This is a genomic window from Streptomyces sp. W16 (genome assembly GCF_033194735.1).
Taxonomy (GTDB): domain Bacteria; phylum Actinomycetota; class Actinomycetes; order Streptomycetales; family Streptomycetaceae; genus Streptomyces.
Genome location: NZ_JAWOAI010000153.1, coordinates 1 through 19,658, shown reverse-complemented (window position 1 = coordinate 19,658; position 19,658 = coordinate 1). Strand labels below are relative to the sequence as shown.

General features: G+C 68.3%; 16 protein-coding genes and 1 other RNA gene. 8 read left to right on the top strand and 9 right to left on the bottom strand.

The genetic code is table 11. The features are described 5' to 3' along the window. Positions 1-213 precede the first annotated feature (213 nt). Together prfB and R6V09_RS21445 are read left to right on the top strand one after the other, a co-directional pair. Positions 214-1,320: a peptide chain release factor 2 gene (gene prfB, locus R6V09_RS21450; RefSeq protein WP_317883039.1), complete on the top strand. Its 1,107-nt coding sequence runs from the start codon at positions 214-216 to the stop codon at positions 1,318-1,320. A 312-nt stretch (positions 1,321-1,632) separates the two neighbouring features. Continuing rightward, positions 1,633-2,244 (top strand): hypothetical protein, encoded by a 612-nt coding sequence (locus R6V09_RS21445; RefSeq protein WP_317883038.1) that lies wholly within the window; start codon positions 1,633-1,635, stop codon positions 2,242-2,244. A 95-nt stretch (positions 2,245-2,339) separates the two neighbouring features. Here the strand turns inward: R6V09_RS21445 and R6V09_RS21440 are convergent, their stop codons facing one another. Then, on the bottom strand, positions 2,340-2,531 hold the full coding sequence (locus R6V09_RS21440; protein WP_019056429.1) for a hypothetical protein: 192 nt from the start codon (positions 2,529-2,531) through the stop codon (positions 2,340-2,342). A 251-nt stretch (positions 2,532-2,782) separates the two neighbouring features. Between R6V09_RS21440 and ftsE the strand changes: the two genes are divergently transcribed. From ftsE to ssrA, 5 genes are all read left to right on the top strand, one after another. Then, a complete protein-coding gene (gene ftsE / locus R6V09_RS21435) occupies positions 2,783-3,472 on the top strand; it encodes a cell division ATP-binding protein FtsE (RefSeq protein WP_019065989.1) in 690 nt (229 codons plus the stop codon). Between the two features lie 65 nt (positions 3,473-3,537). Continuing rightward, positions 3,538-4,455 (top strand): permease-like cell division protein FtsX, encoded by a 918-nt coding sequence (gene ftsX, locus R6V09_RS21430; protein WP_317883037.1) that lies wholly within the window; start codon positions 3,538-3,540, stop codon positions 4,453-4,455. A gap of 67 nt (positions 4,456-4,522) precedes the next feature. Then, positions 4,523-5,707: a S41 family peptidase gene (locus R6V09_RS21425; protein ID WP_317883036.1), complete on the top strand. Its 1,185-nt coding sequence runs from the start codon at positions 4,523-4,525 to the stop codon at positions 5,705-5,707. 81 nt (positions 5,708-5,788) lie between these two features. Further along, complete coding sequence (gene smpB, locus R6V09_RS21420; protein WP_317883041.1) at positions 5,789-6,337, top strand: SsrA-binding protein SmpB; 549 nt, start codon at positions 5,789-5,791, stop codon at positions 6,335-6,337. 107 nt (positions 6,338-6,444) lie between these two features. Beyond that, positions 6,445-6,832, top strand: a transfer-messenger RNA (tmRNA) gene (gene ssrA, locus R6V09_RS21415). 54 nt (positions 6,833-6,886) lie between these two features. Here ssrA and R6V09_RS21410 read toward each other — a convergent pair. The 7 genes from R6V09_RS21410 to R6V09_RS21380 all read right to left on the bottom strand — a co-directional run bounded on the left by R6V09_RS21410 (position 6,887) and on the right by R6V09_RS21380 (position 17,516). Then, a complete protein-coding gene (locus R6V09_RS21410) occupies positions 6,887-9,670 on the bottom strand; it encodes a glycoside hydrolase family 3 C-terminal domain-containing protein (protein ID WP_442810101.1) in 2,784 nt (927 codons plus the stop codon). 182 nt (positions 9,671-9,852) lie between these two features. Then, positions 9,853-10,863, bottom strand: coding sequence for a LacI family DNA-binding transcriptional regulator (locus R6V09_RS21405; RefSeq protein ID WP_317883034.1), 1,011 nt, complete (start codon positions 10,861-10,863; stop codon positions 9,853-9,855). Beyond that, complete coding sequence (yicI, locus tag R6V09_RS21400; protein WP_317883033.1) at positions 10,863-13,103, bottom strand: alpha-xylosidase; 2,241 nt, start codon at positions 13,101-13,103, stop codon at positions 10,863-10,865. The genes R6V09_RS21405 and yicI overlap by 1 nt, the downstream gene beginning before the upstream one ends. A gap of 15 nt (positions 13,104-13,118) precedes the next feature. Beyond that, entirely contained in the window at positions 13,119-13,943 is an 825-nt protein-coding gene (locus R6V09_RS21395; RefSeq protein ID WP_317883032.1) for a carbohydrate ABC transporter permease, read from the bottom strand. Further along, positions 13,940-14,899 carry a carbohydrate ABC transporter permease gene (locus R6V09_RS21390; RefSeq protein ID WP_317883031.1) on the bottom strand — a complete coding sequence of 320 codons (960 nt, stop codon included), beginning with the start codon at positions 14,897-14,899 and terminating at the stop codon, positions 13,940-13,942. The genes R6V09_RS21395 and R6V09_RS21390 overlap by 4 nt, the downstream gene beginning before the upstream one ends. Beyond that, positions 14,896-16,164, bottom strand: coding sequence for an ABC transporter substrate-binding protein (locus R6V09_RS21385; protein ID WP_317883030.1), 1,269 nt, complete (start codon positions 16,162-16,164; stop codon positions 14,896-14,898). Before R6V09_RS21385 ends, R6V09_RS21390 begins: the two co-directional genes overlap by 4 nt. A gap of 182 nt (positions 16,165-16,346) precedes the next feature. Next, on the bottom strand, positions 16,347-17,516 hold the full coding sequence (locus tag R6V09_RS21380; protein ID WP_317883040.1) for an MFS transporter: 1,170 nt from the start codon (positions 17,514-17,516) through the stop codon (positions 16,347-16,349). 84 nt (positions 17,517-17,600) lie between these two features. On the opposite strand from R6V09_RS21380, the gene R6V09_RS21375 reads away from it, so the two are divergent. Next, positions 17,601-18,569 (top strand): LysR family transcriptional regulator, encoded by a 969-nt coding sequence (locus R6V09_RS21375; protein ID WP_317883029.1) that lies wholly within the window; start codon positions 17,601-17,603, stop codon positions 18,567-18,569. Between the two features lie 596 nt (positions 18,570-19,165). On the opposite strand, the gene R6V09_RS21370 is transcribed toward R6V09_RS21375, so the two are convergent. After that, the coding region (locus tag R6V09_RS21370) for a hypothetical protein (protein ID WP_317883028.1) at positions 19,166-19,658 on the bottom strand (493 nt) is incomplete at its 5' end.

Below are 19,658 nucleotides of genomic sequence, written 5' to 3'. Positions count from 1 at the left end.
GGCACCGGGCGGCCACGCGACGCCGGCGGCTGACGCTGGCGGCGGCGGGGGTGGTGCTGGTCGCGGCGGTGGGGGTCGGTACGTGGGCGGCGACGTCGGGGGACGACTCCGGCGTGACGTCCCCGGACACGAAGAACTCGGCACCGGCTTCGCCCTGACCTCGCCGTACAACCACCGGCACGCCCCGCTTGGCGGAGCCGTTACGCTGGAGGCGTGGCAGTCGTCGATGTATCCGAAGAGCTCAAGTCCCTCTCCTCGACCATGGAGTCGATCGAGGCCGTCCTTGACCTGGACAAGCTGAGGGCAGATGTCGTCGTCCTTGAGGAGCAGGCGGCAGCGCCCTCCCTGTGGGACGACCCGGAGGCGGCGCAGAAGGTCACCAGCAAGCTGAGTCACCTCCAGGCCGAGATCCGCAAGACCGAGGCCCTGCGCGGCCGGATCGACGACCTCTCGGTCCTCTTCGAGATGGCCGAGGAGGAGGACGACCCGGACACCCTCGCCGAGGCGGAGCACGAGCTGACCGCCGTCAAGAAGGCGCTGGACGAGATGGAGGTCCGCACCCTCCTCTCCGGCGAGTACGACTCCCGCGAGGCCGTCGTCACCATCCGCGCGGAGGCCGGCGGCGTCGACGCCTCCGACTTCACCGAGAAGCTCCAGCGCATGTACCTGCGCTGGGCCGAGCGCCACGGCTACAAGACGGAGCTCTACGAGACGTCGTACGCCGAAGAGGCCGGCATCAAGTCGACCACCTTCGCCGTGCACGTCCCGTACGCCTACGGCACGCTCTCCGTAGAGCAGGGCACCCACCGCCTCGTGCGGATCTCGCCCTTCGACAACCAGGGCCGCCGTCAGACCTCCTTCGCGGGTGTCGAGATCCTGCCGGTCGTCGAGCAGACCGACCACATCGAGATCGACGAGTCCGAGCTGCGTGTGGACGTCTACCGGTCATCCGGTCCCGGCGGCCAGGGCGTCAACACCACCGACTCCGCGGTCCGCCTCACCCACCTCCCCACCGGCATCGTCGTCTCCTGCCAGAACGAGCGCTCGCAGATCCAGAACAAGGCCAGCGCGATGAACGTGCTCCAGGCCAAGCTGCTGGAGCGCCGTCGCCAGGAGGAGCAGGCCCGGATGGACGCCCTCAAGGGCGACGGCGGCAACTCCTGGGGCAACCAGATGCGTTCGTACGTCCTGCACCCGTACCAGATGGTCAAGGACCTGCGCACGGAGTACGAAGTGGGCAACCCCGAGGCCGTGTTCAACGGTGAGATCGACGGCTTCCTGGAGGCCGGAATTCGCTGGCGCAAGCAGCAGGAGAAGTAACCCCGCACGTTGTTTTGTCGACAAGGCAACTGCCGCCCATCGGGCGGCAGTTGCCTTTTGTGTATCAGGATGTCTGGGTTTTACGTCACACTCACAGGTTCCATCCCCCAGCAAAGAACCCGTAGTTGGACATTGCTCTCGCAACGGCCTTGACGTTGCTGTGAAAAATGGGAAGGGTGAAGCGTGGCATGCGTGTCTCTGGGGCGCATGTGAACCGGGGGAGTCGAGCTTTCGCCAGCCGCTACCCCTGTCGATCACGGCCCCGGGCACCGACGCACCACTGATGACGAGCTACATGGGGGTAGCAACCTAATGACGAAGAAGACGCGGATCCGTGTCGCGCGCATAGCGGCCACCGCTGTCATCGCCGGCGGAGCCTCGCTGACCGCCGCCGGTGCCGCTTCGGCGGTCGGTATCGGCGTGAGCCTCGGCGGCCAGGACGGCCTCAACGTGTCGGTCACCACCGCCGACGACGACCCGACGATCACTCCGCCGGCGTCGACTCCGCCCGCGAGCCCGACCGACCCGGGCATCCCGACCGCCCCGGACAGCACCCCGCCGTCCACGCCCGTCTCGACGCCGCCCACGGACGAGCCGACCGAGCCCACCGACAACCCGACCGAGCCGACGGACGAGCCCACGACCGCCAGCCCGACGGACACCAGCACCAGCGGCTCCGGCTCCACCGGCGGCAACAGCAACACCGACCCCGACGGCGGCTCCTCCGCCCAGGAGGCCGGCACTTCCGCCCTCACTGACACCGGTTCCGACACCACGGCCCAGGGCAGCGGTGACCAGCTCGCCGAGACCGGTGCGGGCCAGACCGCGTTCCTGCTGATCGGCGCCGCGACGATGATCGCCGGCGGCATCGCCTTCCGCGTCCTCCCGCGCCTCGCGGGCAACCGCGGCGGCACGATCGCCTGACGGTAGCCGTCCCCGTACGGAACGTACACACGTCGTACGACGAAGGGCCCGGAGCAGGTGCTCCGGGCCCTTCCATGTGTCCTTGTCCAGACCGCCTACGCGGTCTGGTGCGCCACCAGCGCCAGCGCCGCGATCAGCACCGCGAGCAGGGCGATCAACGCCATGGGGTTCAGATTCCCCCACGGGTTCTCCTGCTGCAGCCGCGCGCGGTTCGCGCGGCAGACGGGACAGCGGCCCTCGTTCACGGGCGCCGCGCAGTTCGCGCACACCAACCGGTCGTACGTCATGCGCTCGCCCTCCTTGCACCGGCTTCCACAGACACAACGCCTCCGGAAACTAGAACGTTCCCACTCCACTGTGCCAGGTTCCGCGGGATTCGGCGCGGCTCCCCTTATCCTGCCCCGACCCTGTGCGTTCCAGCCCTTCAAATCCGCGACAAAACGTGCAAGCCTCGCACAACCCCGGAGGGCGACTGCGCGGGCACACCCGGGTCGCGTATGGTCACGCTCACCTACCCCCGGCTACCCGTGGTGCTCCCGTGATCCGATTCGACAGTGTCTCCAAGGTCTACCCCAAGCAGACCCGCCCCGCTCTCAGGGACGTCTCCCTGGAAGTGGAGAAGGGCGAGTTCGTGTTCCTCGTGGGGTCCTCCGGCTCCGGAAAGTCCACCTTCCTGAGGCTGGTCCTCCGCGAGGAGCGGTGCAGCCAGGGCCAGGTGCACGTGCTGGGCAAGGACCTCGCCCGCATCTCCAACTGGAAGGTGCCGCAGATGCGCCGCCAGCTGGGGACCGTCTTCCAGGACTTCCGCCTGCTGCCCAACAAGACGGTCGCCGAGAACGTGGCCTTCGCGCAGGAGGTCATCGGCAAGTCCAAGGGCGAGATCCGCAAGTCCGTGCCCCAGGTGCTCGACCTCGTCGGGCTCGGCGGCAAGGAGGACCGGCGGCCCGGTGAACTCTCCGGTGGTGAGCAGCAGCGCGTGGCCATCGCGAGAGCCTTCGTGAACCGCCCCAAGCTCCTCATCGCGGACGAGCCCACCGGCAACCTCGACCCGCAGACCTCCGTCGGCATCATGAAGCTGCTCGACCGGATCAACCGGACGGGCACCACCGTGGTGATGGCGACGCACGACCAGAACATCGTGGACCAGATGCGCAAGCGCGTCATCGAGCTTGAGGGCGGCCGCCTCGTCCGTGACCAGGCGCGTGGCGTCTACGGCTACCAGCACTGAACGCCGCTGGTCGCCGACCGACCGCCGTCTGATGTCCGTCCACGGAAAGGCCTGAAGAAGCCGCCATGCGCGCCCAGTTCGTACTGTCCGAGATCGGTGTCGGTCTCCGCCGCAACCTGACGATGACCTTCGCGGTCGTCGTCTCCGTAGCCCTGTCCCTGGCCCTCTTCGGCGGCTCGCTCCTGATGAGCGACCAGGTCACCACGATGAAGGGCTACTGGTACGACAAGGTCAACGTCTCGATCTTCCTCTGCAACAAGAGCGACGCCGAGTCCGACCCCAACTGCGCCAAGGGCGCGGTGACCGACGACCAGAAGGCGCAGATCAAGTCCGACCTCGGCAAGATGTCGGTCGTCGAGAAGGTCGTGTACGAGTCGCAGGACGAGGCGTACAAGCACTACAAGCAGCAGTTCGGCGACTCCCCGCTGGCCAGTTCGCTGACGCCGGACCAGATGCAGGAGTCGTACCGCATCAAGCTCAAGGACCCGGAGAAGTACCAGGTGATCGCGACCGCCTTCGACGGCCGTGACGGCGTCCAGTCGGTGCAGGACCAGAAGGGCATCCTGGACAACCTCTTCGGCCTGTTGAACGGCATGAACTGGGCCGCCCGCGCGGTCATGGCCCTCATGCTCGTCGTCGCCCTGATGCTGATCGTCAACACGGTGCGTGTCTCGGCGTTCAGCCGTCGCCGTGAGACCGGCATCATGCGGCTGGTCGGCGCGTCCGGCTTCTACATCCAGGCCCCGTTCATCATGGAGGCCGCCGTCGCCGGCCTCATCGGCGGCACGGTCGCCTGCGGATTCCTGGTGGTCGGCCGGTACTTCATCATCGATCACGGCCTCGACCTGTCCCACAAGCTCAACCTGATCAACTTCATCGGCTGGGACGCCGTCCTCACCAAGCTCCCGCTCATCCTCGCCACGAGCCTCCTGATGCCTGCGCTGGCAGCGTTTTTCGCGCTGCGCAAGTACCTCAAGGTGTGACGCATGCCAAGAGGGCCGTACGGGCAACCGCCCGTGCGGCCCTTCCCGTTGTCCTAGACTCACCGCCATGTCAGGCCGTGACCTGTTCTGTCAGCCCCGCCGCATCCGCCGCGGGGCCGCCCTGACATTGGTGTTCGCGAGCGTGCTCGTCGCCGGTGCGGCGACCGGGTCGTTCGAGGAACCCGTCCGGCCGGACCGTAAACCGGCGTCCGGTACGGCCCGTTCGGCGTCCATCGGCCGTACCGAGGACGTCGCGAAGGCCGCCGCCGAGGCCAAGGCCGACGGCAAGTCGCCCATGGAGGCCGCCGAGCGCGCCGTCAGCCGCAGCGGGGACCGGTGGGGTGCCGTGTACTCCCAGGGGGAGTACGAGGAGTTCGAGGAGGCCCTCGACGGCCAGTACACCGGCGTCGGGCTCTGGGCCCGCCGGGAGCGCGACGGCCGGATCGAGGTGACCAAGGTGCAGTCCGGGTCGCCCGCGGCCACCGCCGGGGTCCGCAAGGGCGACCGGCTGCGCACCGTCGACGGCGAGAACGTCGACGGACAGCCCGTCACCGAGGTCGTGGCCTTACTCCGCGGCGACGCCCAGGACGCAGCCGCCGGCACCACCGTCACCCTCGGCCTGGAGCGCGGCACGCGCGCGTGGAGCGAGACCGTACGGCGCGCCCGCCTCTCCACCGACTCCGTGACCGTCACCAGACCCGCCGGCGAGGTCACCGTCATCAGGATCGCCGCCTTCACCAAGGGCGTCGGCGACATCGTCCGCACCGCCGTCCGCCAGGCCCCCGCCGACTCCGGGTTCATCCTCGACCTGCGCGGCAACTCCGGCGGCCTGGTCGCCGAGGCCGTCACCACCGCCTCCGCCTTCCTCGACGGCGGCCTCGTCGCGACGTACGACGTCGACGGCCGGCAGCAGGTCCTGCACGCGGCCACCGGCGGCGACACCACCAGACCCCTGGTCGCGCTCGTCGACGGCGGCACGATGAGCGCGGCCGAGATGCTCACCGGCGCCCTCCAGGACCGCGGGCGCGCGGTCGTCGTGGGCTCCAGGACCTTCGGCAAGGGCTCGGTCCAGATGCCGAGCAGGCTGCCCGACGGCGTCGTCGCCGAACTCACCGTCGGCCACTACCGCACTCCCTCCGGCCACACCGTCGACGGCCGGGGCATCACCCCCGACCTCGATGTCACCGCGCAGGGGCAGGCCGCCGTGGAGCGGGCCGAGACGGTGTTGAGCGGGCTCGGGGACGCGTCGTAAGCGTTCCTGATACCCGTCTGTAATCGCCTTTCCCTCGGACCCCCCTGTAGTGCGAAAATGGGCAGCACTATGAGCAAGGGAATGTACGTACCCAAGGAGTCCCAGCCCAAGCAGGGCGATGGGGCCGCCGCCGGCAAGGCCAGGGACGGCGAAAAGGGCGGCAAGCGCAAGATCGTCGCCCAGAACAAGAAAGCCCGGCACGACTACGCGATCATCGACACCTACGAGGCCGGGATCGTCCTCTCAGGCACCGAGGTCAAGTCGCTGCGTGAGGGTCGGACCTCGCTGACCGACGGCTTCGTCCAGATCGACGGGGGCGAGGCGTGGCTGCACAACGCCCACATCCCCGAGTACCACCAGGGCACCTGGACCAACCACTCCGTGCGCCGCAAGCGCAAGCTGCTGCTGCACCGCGAGGAGATCGACAAGCTGGAGTCCAAGATCCAGGAGACGGGTCACACGATCGTGCCCCTCGCCCTGTACTTCAGCAACGGCCGGGCCAAGGCCGAGATCGCTCTCGCCCGAGGCAAGAAGGAGTACGACAAGCGGCAGACCCTGCGCGAGAAGCAGGACCGCCGGGAGTCGGACCGCGCGATCGCGGCGGCGAAGCGGAAGCAGCGCGGCGAGTAGCACGCGAGGAATACGGTGGCATCGGCGTGCGTTGGTCACGTACGATGGCTACTGCACCCCACAGCGGGTGTGGTGCCCTCTTCGGAGGGACATTGAAAAAACAACATGGGGATGATCGGTTTCGACAGCGGCTGTCGAAGCAGGTGAAGCGTGTCGAGGAAGCGGCAATGATCTCGTTAACCATATGTCGCAACCAATAATCGCCAATTCCAAGAGCGATTCCCAGTCCTTCGCCCTCGCTGCCTAATAACAGCGACTGAAGGACCCTAAAAGGGTGTCAGCCCGGGAGTGTTCCCGACCCGGACCCTGGCATAATCTAGGGAACTAAACCATCGAGCCCGGTCACGGGGTTCGATGGGAAATCAAACAGTGACTGGGCCCGTCGGCGACTTGTTCGCGTGATTGCCGGGGCCGAGAAAAGCACAGCGAACTGCACACGGAGAAGCCCTGATTCTGCACCGGTGGACGCGGGTTCGATTCCCGCCATCTCCACTCATCCCATGTGGGTAAAGCCCCCCGTTGCTTCGGCAGCGGGGGGCTTTTTCCTTTTTAGTGCAGAGCGAATGTCGATAGTCGCAGGCCGTCGCTCAGGACCAGATACACGTCCGTACGCCCTTTCGCGGTACCCGACAGATCCGCAGTCACTGTCTCGTAGTCGTACGACGATGAAGTCGCCGCCGTATGAACCGTCCCCACGAGCCTGCCCGTCGGAGAGCCCAGCCGGACCTCGATCGTGCCGGCGGCCTTACCCGCAACCCGGGCCGTGAACGTCCTTGCCCCCGCGCCCAGTTGAGTGTCCGCGAACTTCAGCCACGCGCCGTCCGCCGCCGCGCTCACCGCCGTGCCACTCGCCTTGGACTCGTCGACGAGGTGTACGGCGGAGTAGTCGTCGAAGTTCTCGGCGCGGGTCGTTCGGGACAGGTTCCGGGGCGGGATGGTCTCTCCGTGGACCTGCCAGGTCGTACGGGTGCGGATGTCGGCGGAGGAGGCTCCGGCCATGACGTCGTACGTGCCGGATTCCACGACCCACTTCGAGCGTGTGACGTCCCAATGGGCCAGGTCCTGCTGCCGGAGCTTCAGATGGACCGTTTTCGTCTCGCCGGGTTTGAGGGACACCCGCTGGAATGCCTTCAGTTGTTTCAGGGGTTCCTTGTCCCGGGACGTGCGCTGGTGCGTGTAGAGCTGGACGACCTCGGCGCCGGTCCGTGTGCCGGTGTTGGTGACCGGGACCTCGTAGCCGCCGGTGACGGGTTTCGGGGTGCCGTAGCGGAAGGTCGTGTACGAGAGGCCGTAGCCGAAGGGGTAGAGGGGTGTGCCCTGGAAGTACTGGTAGGTGCGGTCGGACTTGATGATGTCGTAGTCGAGGATCGACGGGAGGTCGGCGTCCGAGCGGTACCAGGTCTGGGTGAGGCGGCCGGACGGGTTGACGTCGCCGTAGAGGACGTCGGCGAGGGCGTTGCCCGTCTCCTGGCCGGCGTGAGAGGTCCAGAGGAGGGCCGGGACCTCCTTCTGGAGGGTGCCGAGGGTGGTCGGGTAGCTGTTCTCGACGACCACGACCGTCTTCGGGTTGGCCTGGTGGACCGCCTTGACCAGGGCCTCCTGTGAGGGGGCCAGGGCCATGTCGGTGCGGTCGTGGGCCTCGCGGCCGTTGATCGACGGCATCGAACCGATGACGACGACCGCCGTGTCCTTGCCCTTCACCGCGGCCACGGCGTCGTCGATGCCGCTGCGGACCACGTCCTTCGCGTAGTGCGCCGCCTGGTCCTTCGGCACCAGGCCGAGGGTGCCGTTCGCGTCCGTCGGGCCGAGGTAGACCGGGCTCGACCACCAGGACTCGGCCGTCTCGTAGCCCGCGTACCTCAGCAAGTACGTGCCGTCGTCCTGCTGTTCCAGCTTGAACTGCTGCTGGACGTACCAACCGTTGGGCTGCGTCTGGTCGTTGACGAAGTTCGACCAGTTGTAGCCGACGTACTTGCCGTTGGCGGCCGAGCGCAGAGTGACGATGCCCGAGCCCCAGTCGAAGGCGTCGAACTGGGCGGTGGCTTCAGGGGTGTTCGCGGTCTCCTGCAAGGGTGCGCCCGTGTCGCCGGTGCCGGCCGTGACGTACTTGCCGGTCACCGTGTCGCGCAGGGCGATGCGGTCGACTCCCTCGCTGGTGGCCACGCCTGTGCCTAGTTTCGAGGCGATGCCCTGTGCGGGGGTGACGGCGTAGGGGAGCGTGCCCGAGTACCAGTCGGTGTAGAGCGTGTCGGCGAGGGGGCCGACCACTGCCACGTTTTTCTGTGTCACTTTCAGCGGAAGTGACACACTTTTCTTGAGCAGTACCATCCCCTCGGCCGCGGCCTTGCGCGCCAGTTGCCGATGCGCCGGGCTGTCGATGACCGAGGCGTCGATCGAGCCGTACTTGCCGCCGCCCGGGTCGAATTCACCGAGCCGGACGCGGACGGAGAGGATGTCCGACACCGCGTTGTCGATGTCCGACGCCTTCAACAGGCCTTGTTGCAGCGCCGAGTTGATCGCCGTCGTCGTCGGGCCCGGGTCGGCGCTGTTGTCCGTGAAGCTGTCGACGCCCGCCTTGAGCGCCGCCGCGTCGCTCTCGGCGATCGTGGGGTAGTACTGCTGGGGTGTGACGAGGTTGCCGGGGGCGAAGGCGTCGGTGACGTTCAGCAGGTCCTGACCGGTCCACTTCCGCACGACGTCGTCCAGGTCCGGATTGACCGTGGCGGGGCGGCCGTTGACCAGGTTGTACGACGTCATCACACCCGTTGCCGCGTCCGCCGCGATCGCCGGCTTGAAGGCGGCCTCGTCGTACTCCTTCTCCACCCGTGGGCGCAGGTCGGAGGAGGTGGTAGCGCGGTCGGCCTCGTTGTTGTAGGCGAGGTAGTGCTTGAGGGTGGGGGCCGTCTTGAGGTGGTTCGGGTCGCCGCCGGTCAGGCCCTCGCCGTAGGCCGTGGACAGGGCACCGGTCAGTTCGGGGTCCTCGCTGTAGCCCTCCTCGTTGCGGCCCCAGCGCGGGTCGCGGAGGAGGTTCACCACCGGGGCCCAGAGGTTCAACCCCCAGCCGTCCGGGCGCTGTTGTTGGAAGCCGCGGGCTTCGTCGCCGACCGCCGAACCGACCTGTTCCATCAGCGCCGGGTCCCAGGTGGAGGCGAGTCCGATCGCCTGCGGGAAGACGGTGGCCTTACCGAGCCAGGCCACCCCGTGCAGCGCCTCGGTGCCGGTGCGGAAGGACTGGATGCCGAGGCGCGGGATCGCGGGCTCGTACTGGTGGAGGAGGGAGATCTTCTCGTCGAGGGTCAGTCGGCCGAGCAGGTCGTCAACGCGCTGGCTCACGGGGAGAGTTGGGTCTCGGAAGGGGTACGGGGTGTCGGCCGTCGCCGGAACCGTCGCTCCCAGGCCGACGATCAGGGCGAACGCCACGGCGAGCGTGGTTCTGTGGCTTGTTCTGTGACTTCTTCTCTTGCCTTTCATGTCGCGGCTCCTTCGGGTAGGGCCTTGCTCCGACGGTGGTGAGGTCAGGGCGCGTTGCGTGGTGCCGTGCTCGCGCGTTCGGTCAGCCGGGGGGCGAGCAGCGTCGCGTCGGGCACGGTCTTGCCGTCCAGCTTCTTCATCAGCAACTCGACGGCTCCGGAGCCGAGTTCGGCGGCGGGCAGCGCGACCGAGGTGACCGGGACCCGTACGGACCCGGCGAGTTCGTCGGGGCAGATCGCGGTGACCGACAGATCGCCGGGGACGCGCAGGCCGAGCTGCTCGAAGGCGTCGATGAGGGGTTCCAGGAGCGGTTCGTTGTGGATGACGACTCCGGTCAACGCGGGCTGTTCGCGCAGCAGTTGTTCGGCCACGGCGGCTGCCGCGGCGGGTGCCGGCTCGCAGGGGTGGACACAGGAGGTGAGTCTGTTGCGGTGCGCGGCGGCCGTGAAACCCTCGACGACGCGCTGGGCGAAGGCGGTTCTGCGGACGTACACCTCGGGCGGTGACCCGACGAGGGCGACGACCCGGTGCCCGAGCCCCGCGAGCCGTTCCACGCACAGCTCACCGGCCGCCTTGAAGTCCAGGTCGATACAGGTCAGCCCGTCCGCCTCGGCCGGGAAGCCGATCAGCACGGACGGCCGGTCCAGGGAGTGGAGCAACGGCAGCCGGGGGTCGTCGAGTTGGACGTCCATCACGATCATCGCGTCCACGAGCGCCGAGTCCGCGACCCGCCGCAGACCCTCCTCGCCCTCCTCCTGGGTGAGCAGCAGGACGTCGTGGTCGTGGCGCCGGGCCGCGGTCACCACCGACATCGCGAACTGCATGACCACGGGAACATGGATGCCGGTCCGTAAGGGGATGACGAGGGCCAGCACGCTGGACCGGCTGCTGGCCAGGGCGCGGGCACCGGCGTGCGGCCGGTAGCCGAGCTCGCGGATGGACGCCTCGACGCGCTGCCGGGTCTCCTCGGAGATCGGGCGCTTGCCGCTCAGCGCGTACGACACGGTGCTGGGGGAGACCCCGGCGTGCCGGGCCACATCGGTGATCTTCACCATCAGCCCAGCTCCAGGGTGAGAAACCCGCTGCCCGACCTCGACCGTTCCCCGGCGGCCAGCGCCCACGCCACCGACGGGTCACCGCAGGACGCCCGGAGCGTGTCCCCTTCCCGTACGACGGTGAAGGTCACGTCGCCGACCGGCACCGTCACCTGCGCGCCCCGCTCCAGGCCGTACGCCCGCAGGGTGACCCCGTCGGCGAAGTCGTAGTCGGGCCGGTCGGACACCGCGCCGACCGGGATCACCGCGCCGGGCCGGACGAGGAGCGGCACGCTGTCGAAGCCGTGCTTCTCGCGCACCCAGCGCGGCCCGCTGACCGTACGGCCGGTGAGGTAGTGGGTCCAGGTGCCCTCGGGGACGTAGTACGAAACGTCCCCGTCGTCGCTGAAGACGGGCGCGACCAGCAGATCGCTGCCGAGCATGTACTGCCGTTCCAGATGCGCGCACCCGGGGTCGTCCGGGAACTCCAGCACCATCGCCCGCATCATCGGCACACCCTCGGCGGAGGCGGTGCGCGCGGTCTCGTAGAGGTACGGCATGAGGCTCAGCTTCAGGCGGGTGAACTGCCGTAGTACGTCCACGGATTCCTCGTCGAAGAGCCACGGGACCCGGTACGACGAGCTGCCGTGCAGGCGGCTGTGGGAGGACAACAGGCCGAAGGCCAGCCAGCGTTTGAAGAGGGCGGGGGTCGGGGTGCCCTCGAAGCCGCCGATGTCGTGGCTCCAGTAGCCGAAGCCGGACAGGCCGAGGGAGAGGCCCCCGCGCAGCGACTCGGCCATCGACTCGTACGTCGCCTCGCAGTCGCCGCCCCAGTGAACGGGGTACTTCTGGCTGCCAGTTGTGGCCGAGCGGGCGAAGACGACCGCCTCGCCCTCGCCCCGGTGTTTGCGCAGGACGTCGAAGACCGTGCGGTTGTAGAGGTAGGTGTAGTAGTTGTGCATCCGCTCGGGGTCCGCACCGTCCGCGTAGGCGACATCGACGGGGACCCGCTCGCCGAAGTCGGTCTTGAAGCAGTCGACGCCCTGCGCGAGCAGCGCCTCCAGCTTGCCGGCGTACCAGTCGCGCGCGGCCGGGCTGGTGAAGTCGACCAGGGCCATGCCGGGTTGCCACAGGTCCCACTGCCAGACGCTGCCGTCCGGTCGGCGGAGGAGATGCCCAAGTGCCTTGCCCTCGGCGAAGAGTGGGGAGCGCTGGGCGATGTACGGGTTGATCCAGACGGAGATGTGCAGGCCGCGTTCCTTCAGTCTGGCCAGCATGCCCTCCGGGTCGGGGAAGACCCGCGGATCCCACTGGAAGTCGCACCAGTTGAACTCGCGCATCCAGAAGCAGTCGAAGTGGAAGACGGAGAGCGGGAGTTCACGCTCCCGCATGCCGTCGATGAACGACGTCACCGTCTCCTCGTCGTAGGAGGTGGTGAACGACGTCGACAGCCACAGGCCGAACGACCAGGCGGGCGGGAGCGCCGGGCGGCCGGTGAGGGCGGAGTACTTGCGCAGGATGTCCTTGGGGGTCGGGCCGTAGATGACGTAGTACGTCAACTGCTGGCTCTCCACGCTGAATTGCACCCGTGAGACCGCCTCCGAGCCGACCTCGAAGGAGACCCGGCCCGGGTGGTCGACGAAGACGCCGTAGCCCGCGTCGGTGAGGTAGAAGGGGACGTTCTTGTAGGCCTGCTCGGTGGCGGTGCCGCCGTCGGCGTTCCACATGTCGACGACCTGGCCGTTCTTGACGAGCGGGCCGAAGCGTTCGCCAAGTCCGTAGACGGAGGTGCCCACTTGGAGCCCGAGCTGCTCGCGCAGGTAATGGGCGCCCGTCGCGTCGCGCATGATGCCCATGCCCTTGGGGCCGCTGCCGGTGAGGGTGCGGCCGTGGGCGAGGAAGTCGATGTGCCAGGGGCCGGTGCGCGCCACTTGGACCGACAGGGCGCCGGAGGTGAGGGTGGCGTGCTCGTCGTCGTAGGAGGTGTGTACGGCGAACTCGGTCTTCTGGACGTCGAATTGGGGGCCGCGCGGTTGCTCGCCCTCGAAGTGGGTGAAGGTGACGCCGATGACGTCGGGCAGCGGGGCGTGGGCGCTGATCGTCACGACCGGTCCCTTCAGCAGGTCGCCGCGGTGGCGGATGGGGACGGTCGGCGCGTGGATCTCCAACGCGCCGTCCGGAGCGGTGACATCGAGGACTTCGACCGGGTGGGCGGCGGTGACGCCCTCGCGCAGCAGCCAGTAGCCGTCGGTGAACTTCACGTGGGGGTCCCCTTACTACTTGACGGCGCCCACGGCGATGCCGCGCGTGAGGGTCCGCTGGAAGACGAGGAAGAAGACGATGGCGGGCAACACACCGAGCAGGGCAGCCGCGTTGGTCATCGTGGCGTCCATCAGACGCTGGCCCTGGAGGACGCCGAGGGCCACCGACACGGTCTGGTTGTCGTTGGAGATCAGCATGACCAGGGGGAGCAGGAACTCGTTCCAGGTCCAGATGAAGAAGAAGACCAGGAGGACGCCGATCGTGGGGCGGCTGACCGGGACCACGATCCGCCACAGCACCTGCCACTTGTTCGCGCCGTCGATCCGGGCGGCTTCGAGGATCTCGCGGGGGAACTGGCCGAGCACGGACGAGAGGAGATACGTGCCGAACGCTGCCTGGATCACCGTGAACACGATGATGACGCTGAGCCGGGTGTCGTAGAGACCGGCCTGCTTGCTCAGGTAGTAGATCGGGTAGACCAGCGCCTCCTGCGGCAGCATGTTCGCGAGGACGAAGAAGGCCAGGACCCAAGTGCGGCCCCGGATACGGCCGATGCCGATCGCGTACGCGTTCAGGACGGAGAGGACGGCGGCGAGGAACGCCACCGAGCCGCTGATCAGCACCGAGTTGAAGAGCTTCTGGCCGTAGTCGACGCGTTGCCAGAAGTCCTTGAGGCCGTCCAGATAGAGGCCCTTGGGGAGGCTGAGGGGGCCGTGTTCGGAGTACTCGGCCGGTGACTTCACGGCGTTGACCAGGACGATCAGGAACGGGACGACCATGAAGAGGGCCGCGATGCAGAGGGCGATGAGCACCGGGTAGCGGCGCAGGGCGGTCGTCATGCGCGGTCACCTTCCTCCGCGCGGGTCTGGAGTTTCAGGAAGGCGAGGGAGAGCACCAGGATGATCGCGGTCAACACCGTGGAGATCGCGGCGCCATAGCCGACCTGCGTCTTCTCGAAGAACGTGGTGAAGGAGAAGTAGGAGGGCACGTCGGTCGCGCCGCCCGGGCCGCCCTTCGTCAGGACGTACACCGCGCCGAACACCTTGAGCGCGGCGATCGTGCACCAGGTGAGGACGACGTAGATCTCGGGGCGGATCTGCGGCAGCGTGATGTGCCAGAAGCGGCGCCACCAGCCGGCGCCGTCCAGCTCGGCGGCCTCGTACAGCTGGGGGTCGACGCGTTGCAGTCCGGCCATGAACACCACGAGCGGGAAGCCGAGTTGGACCCACACCATGACGCCCATGACGCTGTAGAGCGCGATGTCGGGGTCGCCGAGCCAGTCCTGCTGCCAGGAACCGAGGCCGATCGCCTTCAGCAGCGCGTTGAGGGAGCCGTTGTCGGGGGCGAGGATCCAGCTCCAGACGATGCCGGCGACCGCGATCGGGAGCACCTGCGGGAGGTAGAAGCAGGCGCGGAGGAGCGCGGCGACACGGCTGCCGAAGTGCTTGCCGATGTAGTCGAACAGGGCGGCGGCCAGGACGAGTCCGACGATCGTCGGTACGGCCGCCATCGCCACCACCATGAACAGGCTGTGCCGGAAGGACGCCCAGAACTCCGAATCGTCCAGCAGGTCACGGTAGTTGGCGAGGCCGGACCACTTGGGGTCGCCGATGCCCTGCCAGTTGGTGAAGCTCACGGCCGTGTTCATCAGGAAGGGGACGACGATCACGGCGAGCGCCGCGAGGGCGCCGGGGAGGAGGAAGAGGGCGTACGAGTTGCGCGGGCGACGGGCCGGGTGCCTCACGGCGTCACGCTTGCCGAGCACCCGGCCGTCCTTCTCGGCGGTGACCGTCATGTCGACGGAACGCCCTTGTCGTACGCCTTCTGCAGGTTGCTGAGGTAGGCGTCCGGCTTCTCGCTGCTCGTGATCAGCTTCTGGGTCTCGGAGACGAGGACGTCGTAGAAGCCGGGCACCGGCCAGTCCGGGTAGAAGGCCAGGCCGTCGCGGGCGGAGACGGTGTTGAAGTTGGCGATGAGTTCCTTGGACTTGGGGTCGGTGATCGCAGAGGTGTCGGCCGCGACCGGGATGCCGCCCTTGTTGCCCATCAGGTTCTGGATCTTCTTCGACAGGGTGATGTCGATGAAGTCGTAGGCGAGTTGCTTGTTCTTTGCGCCCTTGGGGACGACCCAGATGTTGCCGCCGGAGCCGAGGGTGAGGTTCGAGTCGGGCCAAAGGGTCGTGTCCCAGTCGAACTTGGCCTCCGTCTGGAAGCGGCCGTACCACCAGCTGCCGGAGAACAGGATCGGCGCCTTGCCCTGGATCCAGGAGACACCGGCGTCCTCGGCCTTGGTGGAGCTGGAGGTCTTGGCGATGTAGCCCTTCTTCACCCAGTCGGCGAAGGTGGTCGCCGCGTAGGTCCAGGCCGGGTCGTGGAAGTCCGTCTTGCCCTTGTACAGCTCGTACTTGTCGACCCAGGCGCGGTCGGCCTTCGAGAGGGCCAGTTGGTAGAGGTACTGCTGGGCCGGGTACTCGGCGCCCGCGTTCGCGAGCGGGGTGATGCCCTTGGCGGTGAACTGGGCCATGGCGGCGGTCAGTTCGTCGAACGTCTTCGGCTCGGCGATCTTGTACTTCTTGAAGAGGTCCTTGTTGTAGTAGACCATCGTGTACTCGCCGTAGTCGGTCACGCCGTACCACTTGCCGGAGCCCATCACTCCGTTGGCGTCGTACATGTCCGTGGTGCCGACGCTCGTGGGGATCTTCTTGTCCCAGCCGCGCGCCTTCGCTTCGGCGGTGAGGTCGGTCAGCAGGCCTTGCTTGGAGAGCAGACCGGCGGTCGCGTTGCCCTTGTTGTACTCCATGACGTCCGGCGCGTCGGAGGAGTTGAGGACCATCGGGGCCGTCTTCTGGATCTGCTCGAAGCCCTTCTCCTCGAACTTCACCTTGACGCCCGGGTGTTGGGCCTTGAACTCCTTGATGGCCTCGTTCCAGGCCACGCCCATCGCGCTGTCGGGGCCCTCGTAGTGCCAGAGTTTCAGGGTCTTGCCGTCTGAGCCACCGCTGTCCGAGTTGCCGCAGGACGTGAGGAGCAGGGCTCCTGTCACGATCGCTGCGGCCGTCATCGTTCGCCTTCGGGTCGTCAACATCCAGGGCCTCCGGGGGAGTCGGATGGGTGTCGAAGCGCTTCGATGGAGGAAGGTATGTAGGGCATGCTGATGCGTCAATGGGTTAGGCGGAGATTGGCGCAAGCGGTTCGATGAACAGTGCCGCGCCGTGGGGGCTGGTCGCGCAGTTCCCCGCGCCCCTAGGGGGTTGTTCTGCCCTGCATTCCAAGCAGCAGGGCAGTTGTTGCTGCCGCAACTGGCACCCAGAAAGCCGTAGTTGGAGAGGCGTGGTCCGTTGTCCAACCCGCTGCCGCCGAACCGCACGCGATTCCCATCAACAAGCCCGTCACCGCCAGGCTCATGCCCTCGTTCAACCGGCCCTCAGGCGTGCGGTGTTGGAGCAAGGCCATCGCGGTGACCATCGTCGGGGCCGTTGCCATGCCTGCCACCAGCAGGGCAGCCGCCAGTGCCGGGAGGGATCCGAATGCGGTGGTGGCAAGCAGCGGCAGGGTCATCAGAGCCGTCATCGCCAACAGGCACCACCGCAGCCGGAGTTCCGGCGCCCCCGTCGGTTTCAGCCTCCCGTACAGCAGGCCCGCCGCGCAGGAGCCGGCCGCCTGGAGGGCCAACACCGCACCGCCCACCGCACGGTGACCCGTCGCGTTCGCGTACGCGAGCGTGGCGACCTCCATCGAACCGAACACCGAGCCCGTCGCCACGAAACAGGCGAGGAGGGGAGGGATGCCGGGCACGCGCAAGGGCGGACCGCCCCTCGGGGTCGGGCTCGGGGGCGGTTCCGTCGAACGCTGTGCCGTGAAGATCAGCATCCCGGCCATCAGCAGCACCGCGCCGACCAGCGTCCCCGCCTCCGGGAAGAACGTGCCGCACAGGAACGCCGCCAGCGCCGGGCCCAGCATGAAGCACAGCTCGTCGGCGGCCTGTTCGAAGGAGTTCGCGGTGTGCAGGGCCTCGGCGTCGCCGGCGAGGAGATGGGCCCAGCGGGCGCGGGACATGCCGCCGGTGTTGGGGGTCGTCGCGGTGGCCGCGTACGCGGCGAACAGCGTCCAGTCGGGGGCGCCGTAGTGAACACAGAGAAGGAGGACCACGGCACCCAGGACCGCAACCACCGTTGCCGGTACGGCCGTTCGGGACTGGCCGTGGCGGTCGGTCAGGCGCGCTATCCACGGGCCGGCGAGCGCTGTCGCGGCGAGACCGGTCGCGGTGACGGCGCCGGCGAGGGCGTACGAACCCCGTGAACCGGCGATCATCACGACCGCGCTCACGCTGAACATGCCCGCGGGGAGGCGGGCGATCAGGTTCCCGGCGGTGAAGGCGCGGGTGCCGGGGAGGGAGAAGAGGTGGCGGTACATGTCTCCCACCGTCACCCCCGGACGATCAAGGGGTCCAACACCTGTTCCGCGCCGATTCACGCACCTGCGTTGTAAGTTCGCCGGATGCCCTGGACATCGGCTCACGTGGACCCCCGACTCCTCCGCGCCTTTCTCGCCGTCGCCGAAGAACTGCACTTCACCCGCGCCGCGGCCCGCCTGTACGTCGCCCAGCAGGCGTTGAGCCGTGATGTGCGGCGGCTGGAGCGGGAATTGGGGGCCGAGCTGTTCGTACGGACCACCCGGCAGGTGACGTTGACGGCGGACGGTGCGCGGCTGGTGCCGTATGCCCGGCAAGTGCTCGCCGCGCAGGACGAGTTGCTCGCCGCGTTCCGGCAGGCCAGGCCGCTGCTCGTGGACCTGAACTCGCCGGGGCTCGGCACCGGGCGCCGGGTGCTGCACCGGGCCCGTGAACTCGCCCCCGAGCAGGAGCTGATGGCCCGCTACGAGAGCGGACTGGCAGGAGCCGCGGGGGAGTTGCTGGCGGGGCGGCTCGACGTGTCGTTCGGGAGGTTCGCCGGGCTCGATCCGGTGTTGCGGGCCGGGCTCGATCATCAACTCGTGCGGTACGAGCCGATGGCGGTGGTCCTGCCCGAGGACCATCGGCTGGCGTCGCTCGCGGAGGTGCCGGTGGATGCGCTCAAGGGGGAGGCCGTGTACGCGGGGGCCGGGAATCCGCGTACCCCGGAGTGGACCGATCTCGCGCGACGTTTGTTCGAGGGACGTGACATCGAGGTTGCCGCGCCCGCGCCGATGGCCGTGGGCGAAGAGGAATTCGAACGGGTGATGGGTAGGGCGCGGAACCCGATTCTTGCCGTGGTGGACTTTCCGGCCATGCGCCGGACCGTGCTGCGGCCCCTGGTGAAGCCGGTGCCCTTGTCCCCCGTGTCGCTCGTGTGGCGAAAGGGGCTGGTGCACCCCGGATTCGACGCGCTTCGACGTGCTGCGGTGGAGATCGGCACCGCCGAGGGGTGGCTTCGCCGGCCTGCCGACGGATGGATTCCAGCCATGGACGTGGACATGCTAAAGACGTAGAAATTACGCATCCCAGTACATGTGAGGTCCCGTTGCGCTACCTTCGGGGACCTGAGCACGGTGTGGTAAGGGGGGCGCGTGGACCGGGTGGGGGCCCGGTTCGACGGCGTGTGCTCAGGGTCGTCTGCGCGCCCGGAACAGTTCCGTGGGGGGATGTGCGTGCGCGTGGAAAAGTGGCGAGAAGACGCCCAACCGGAATGGCCCCAGGCTGCATCCGCGACCAGAGACGTACCGGTCGTAGGCGGAGAGGCCCAGGCGTTCCCGGAGACCGGAGCAGCCGGAGCGACCGGCGGATCGGAGATCCTGGAGGGCGGTCGGCACGGCCGTCATGGTGGCCGCGCCAGTCATGCCGGTCCTGCCGGTCATGCCGGCCGTATACGGACCGAGCCGTCCGGACCACCGGGGTCGTCCTGGCCCGTCGCGCCTAAGGGAGTACGCAAGGGACCGGCAGGGCCACTCAGCGGTCCGTCCGCCGGTCCGTCCGGCGCCCTGGCCGATCCCTGGGGCGCGTCCACGGGGAACGACCCCGACGAGGTGACCGTCCAACTGGACGGCCCCGCCGAGGAGTTGGGGGATCCGGAGGCGAAGGGCGCCGGTCACGACGGCTCGGACGGGCCCGTCTTCGTCGACGAGTCCGGCCGCCGCAGCCGTAGATACCGCCGGATCGGCATGGCCATCGGCATCGCCTGCGCGGTGTACGCCGTCGTCATCGTCGTCACCCTGCTGTCCGGCAGCTCCGACGCGCCCTGGCTCCCGGTGCCGGGCCAGAAGGACGACCCGCCCGCGGGCAAGGTCAACACCTCGCCGCTGCCCGCCGACTCGGGCCGGCCGTCCGGCGGCAGCGGCAGCGTGGCGCCGGGGAACATCCCGACGGCGAGCGACGGTACGACACCGTCGCCGGGCGCCAGTGCGAGCGCGACCGGCGCGTCCAAGGCCCCTGGCAGCAAGGCGACCACGTCCGCGTCTACCAAGCCGTCCGCGAGCAGCAGCGCGTCGACGCCGGCCGGCGGGACCGTGAGCAATCCGGTCGTACAGCCCTCGCATCCGCAGGACACCTCGTCGTCCGGCACGAGCACGCCCACGGGCACC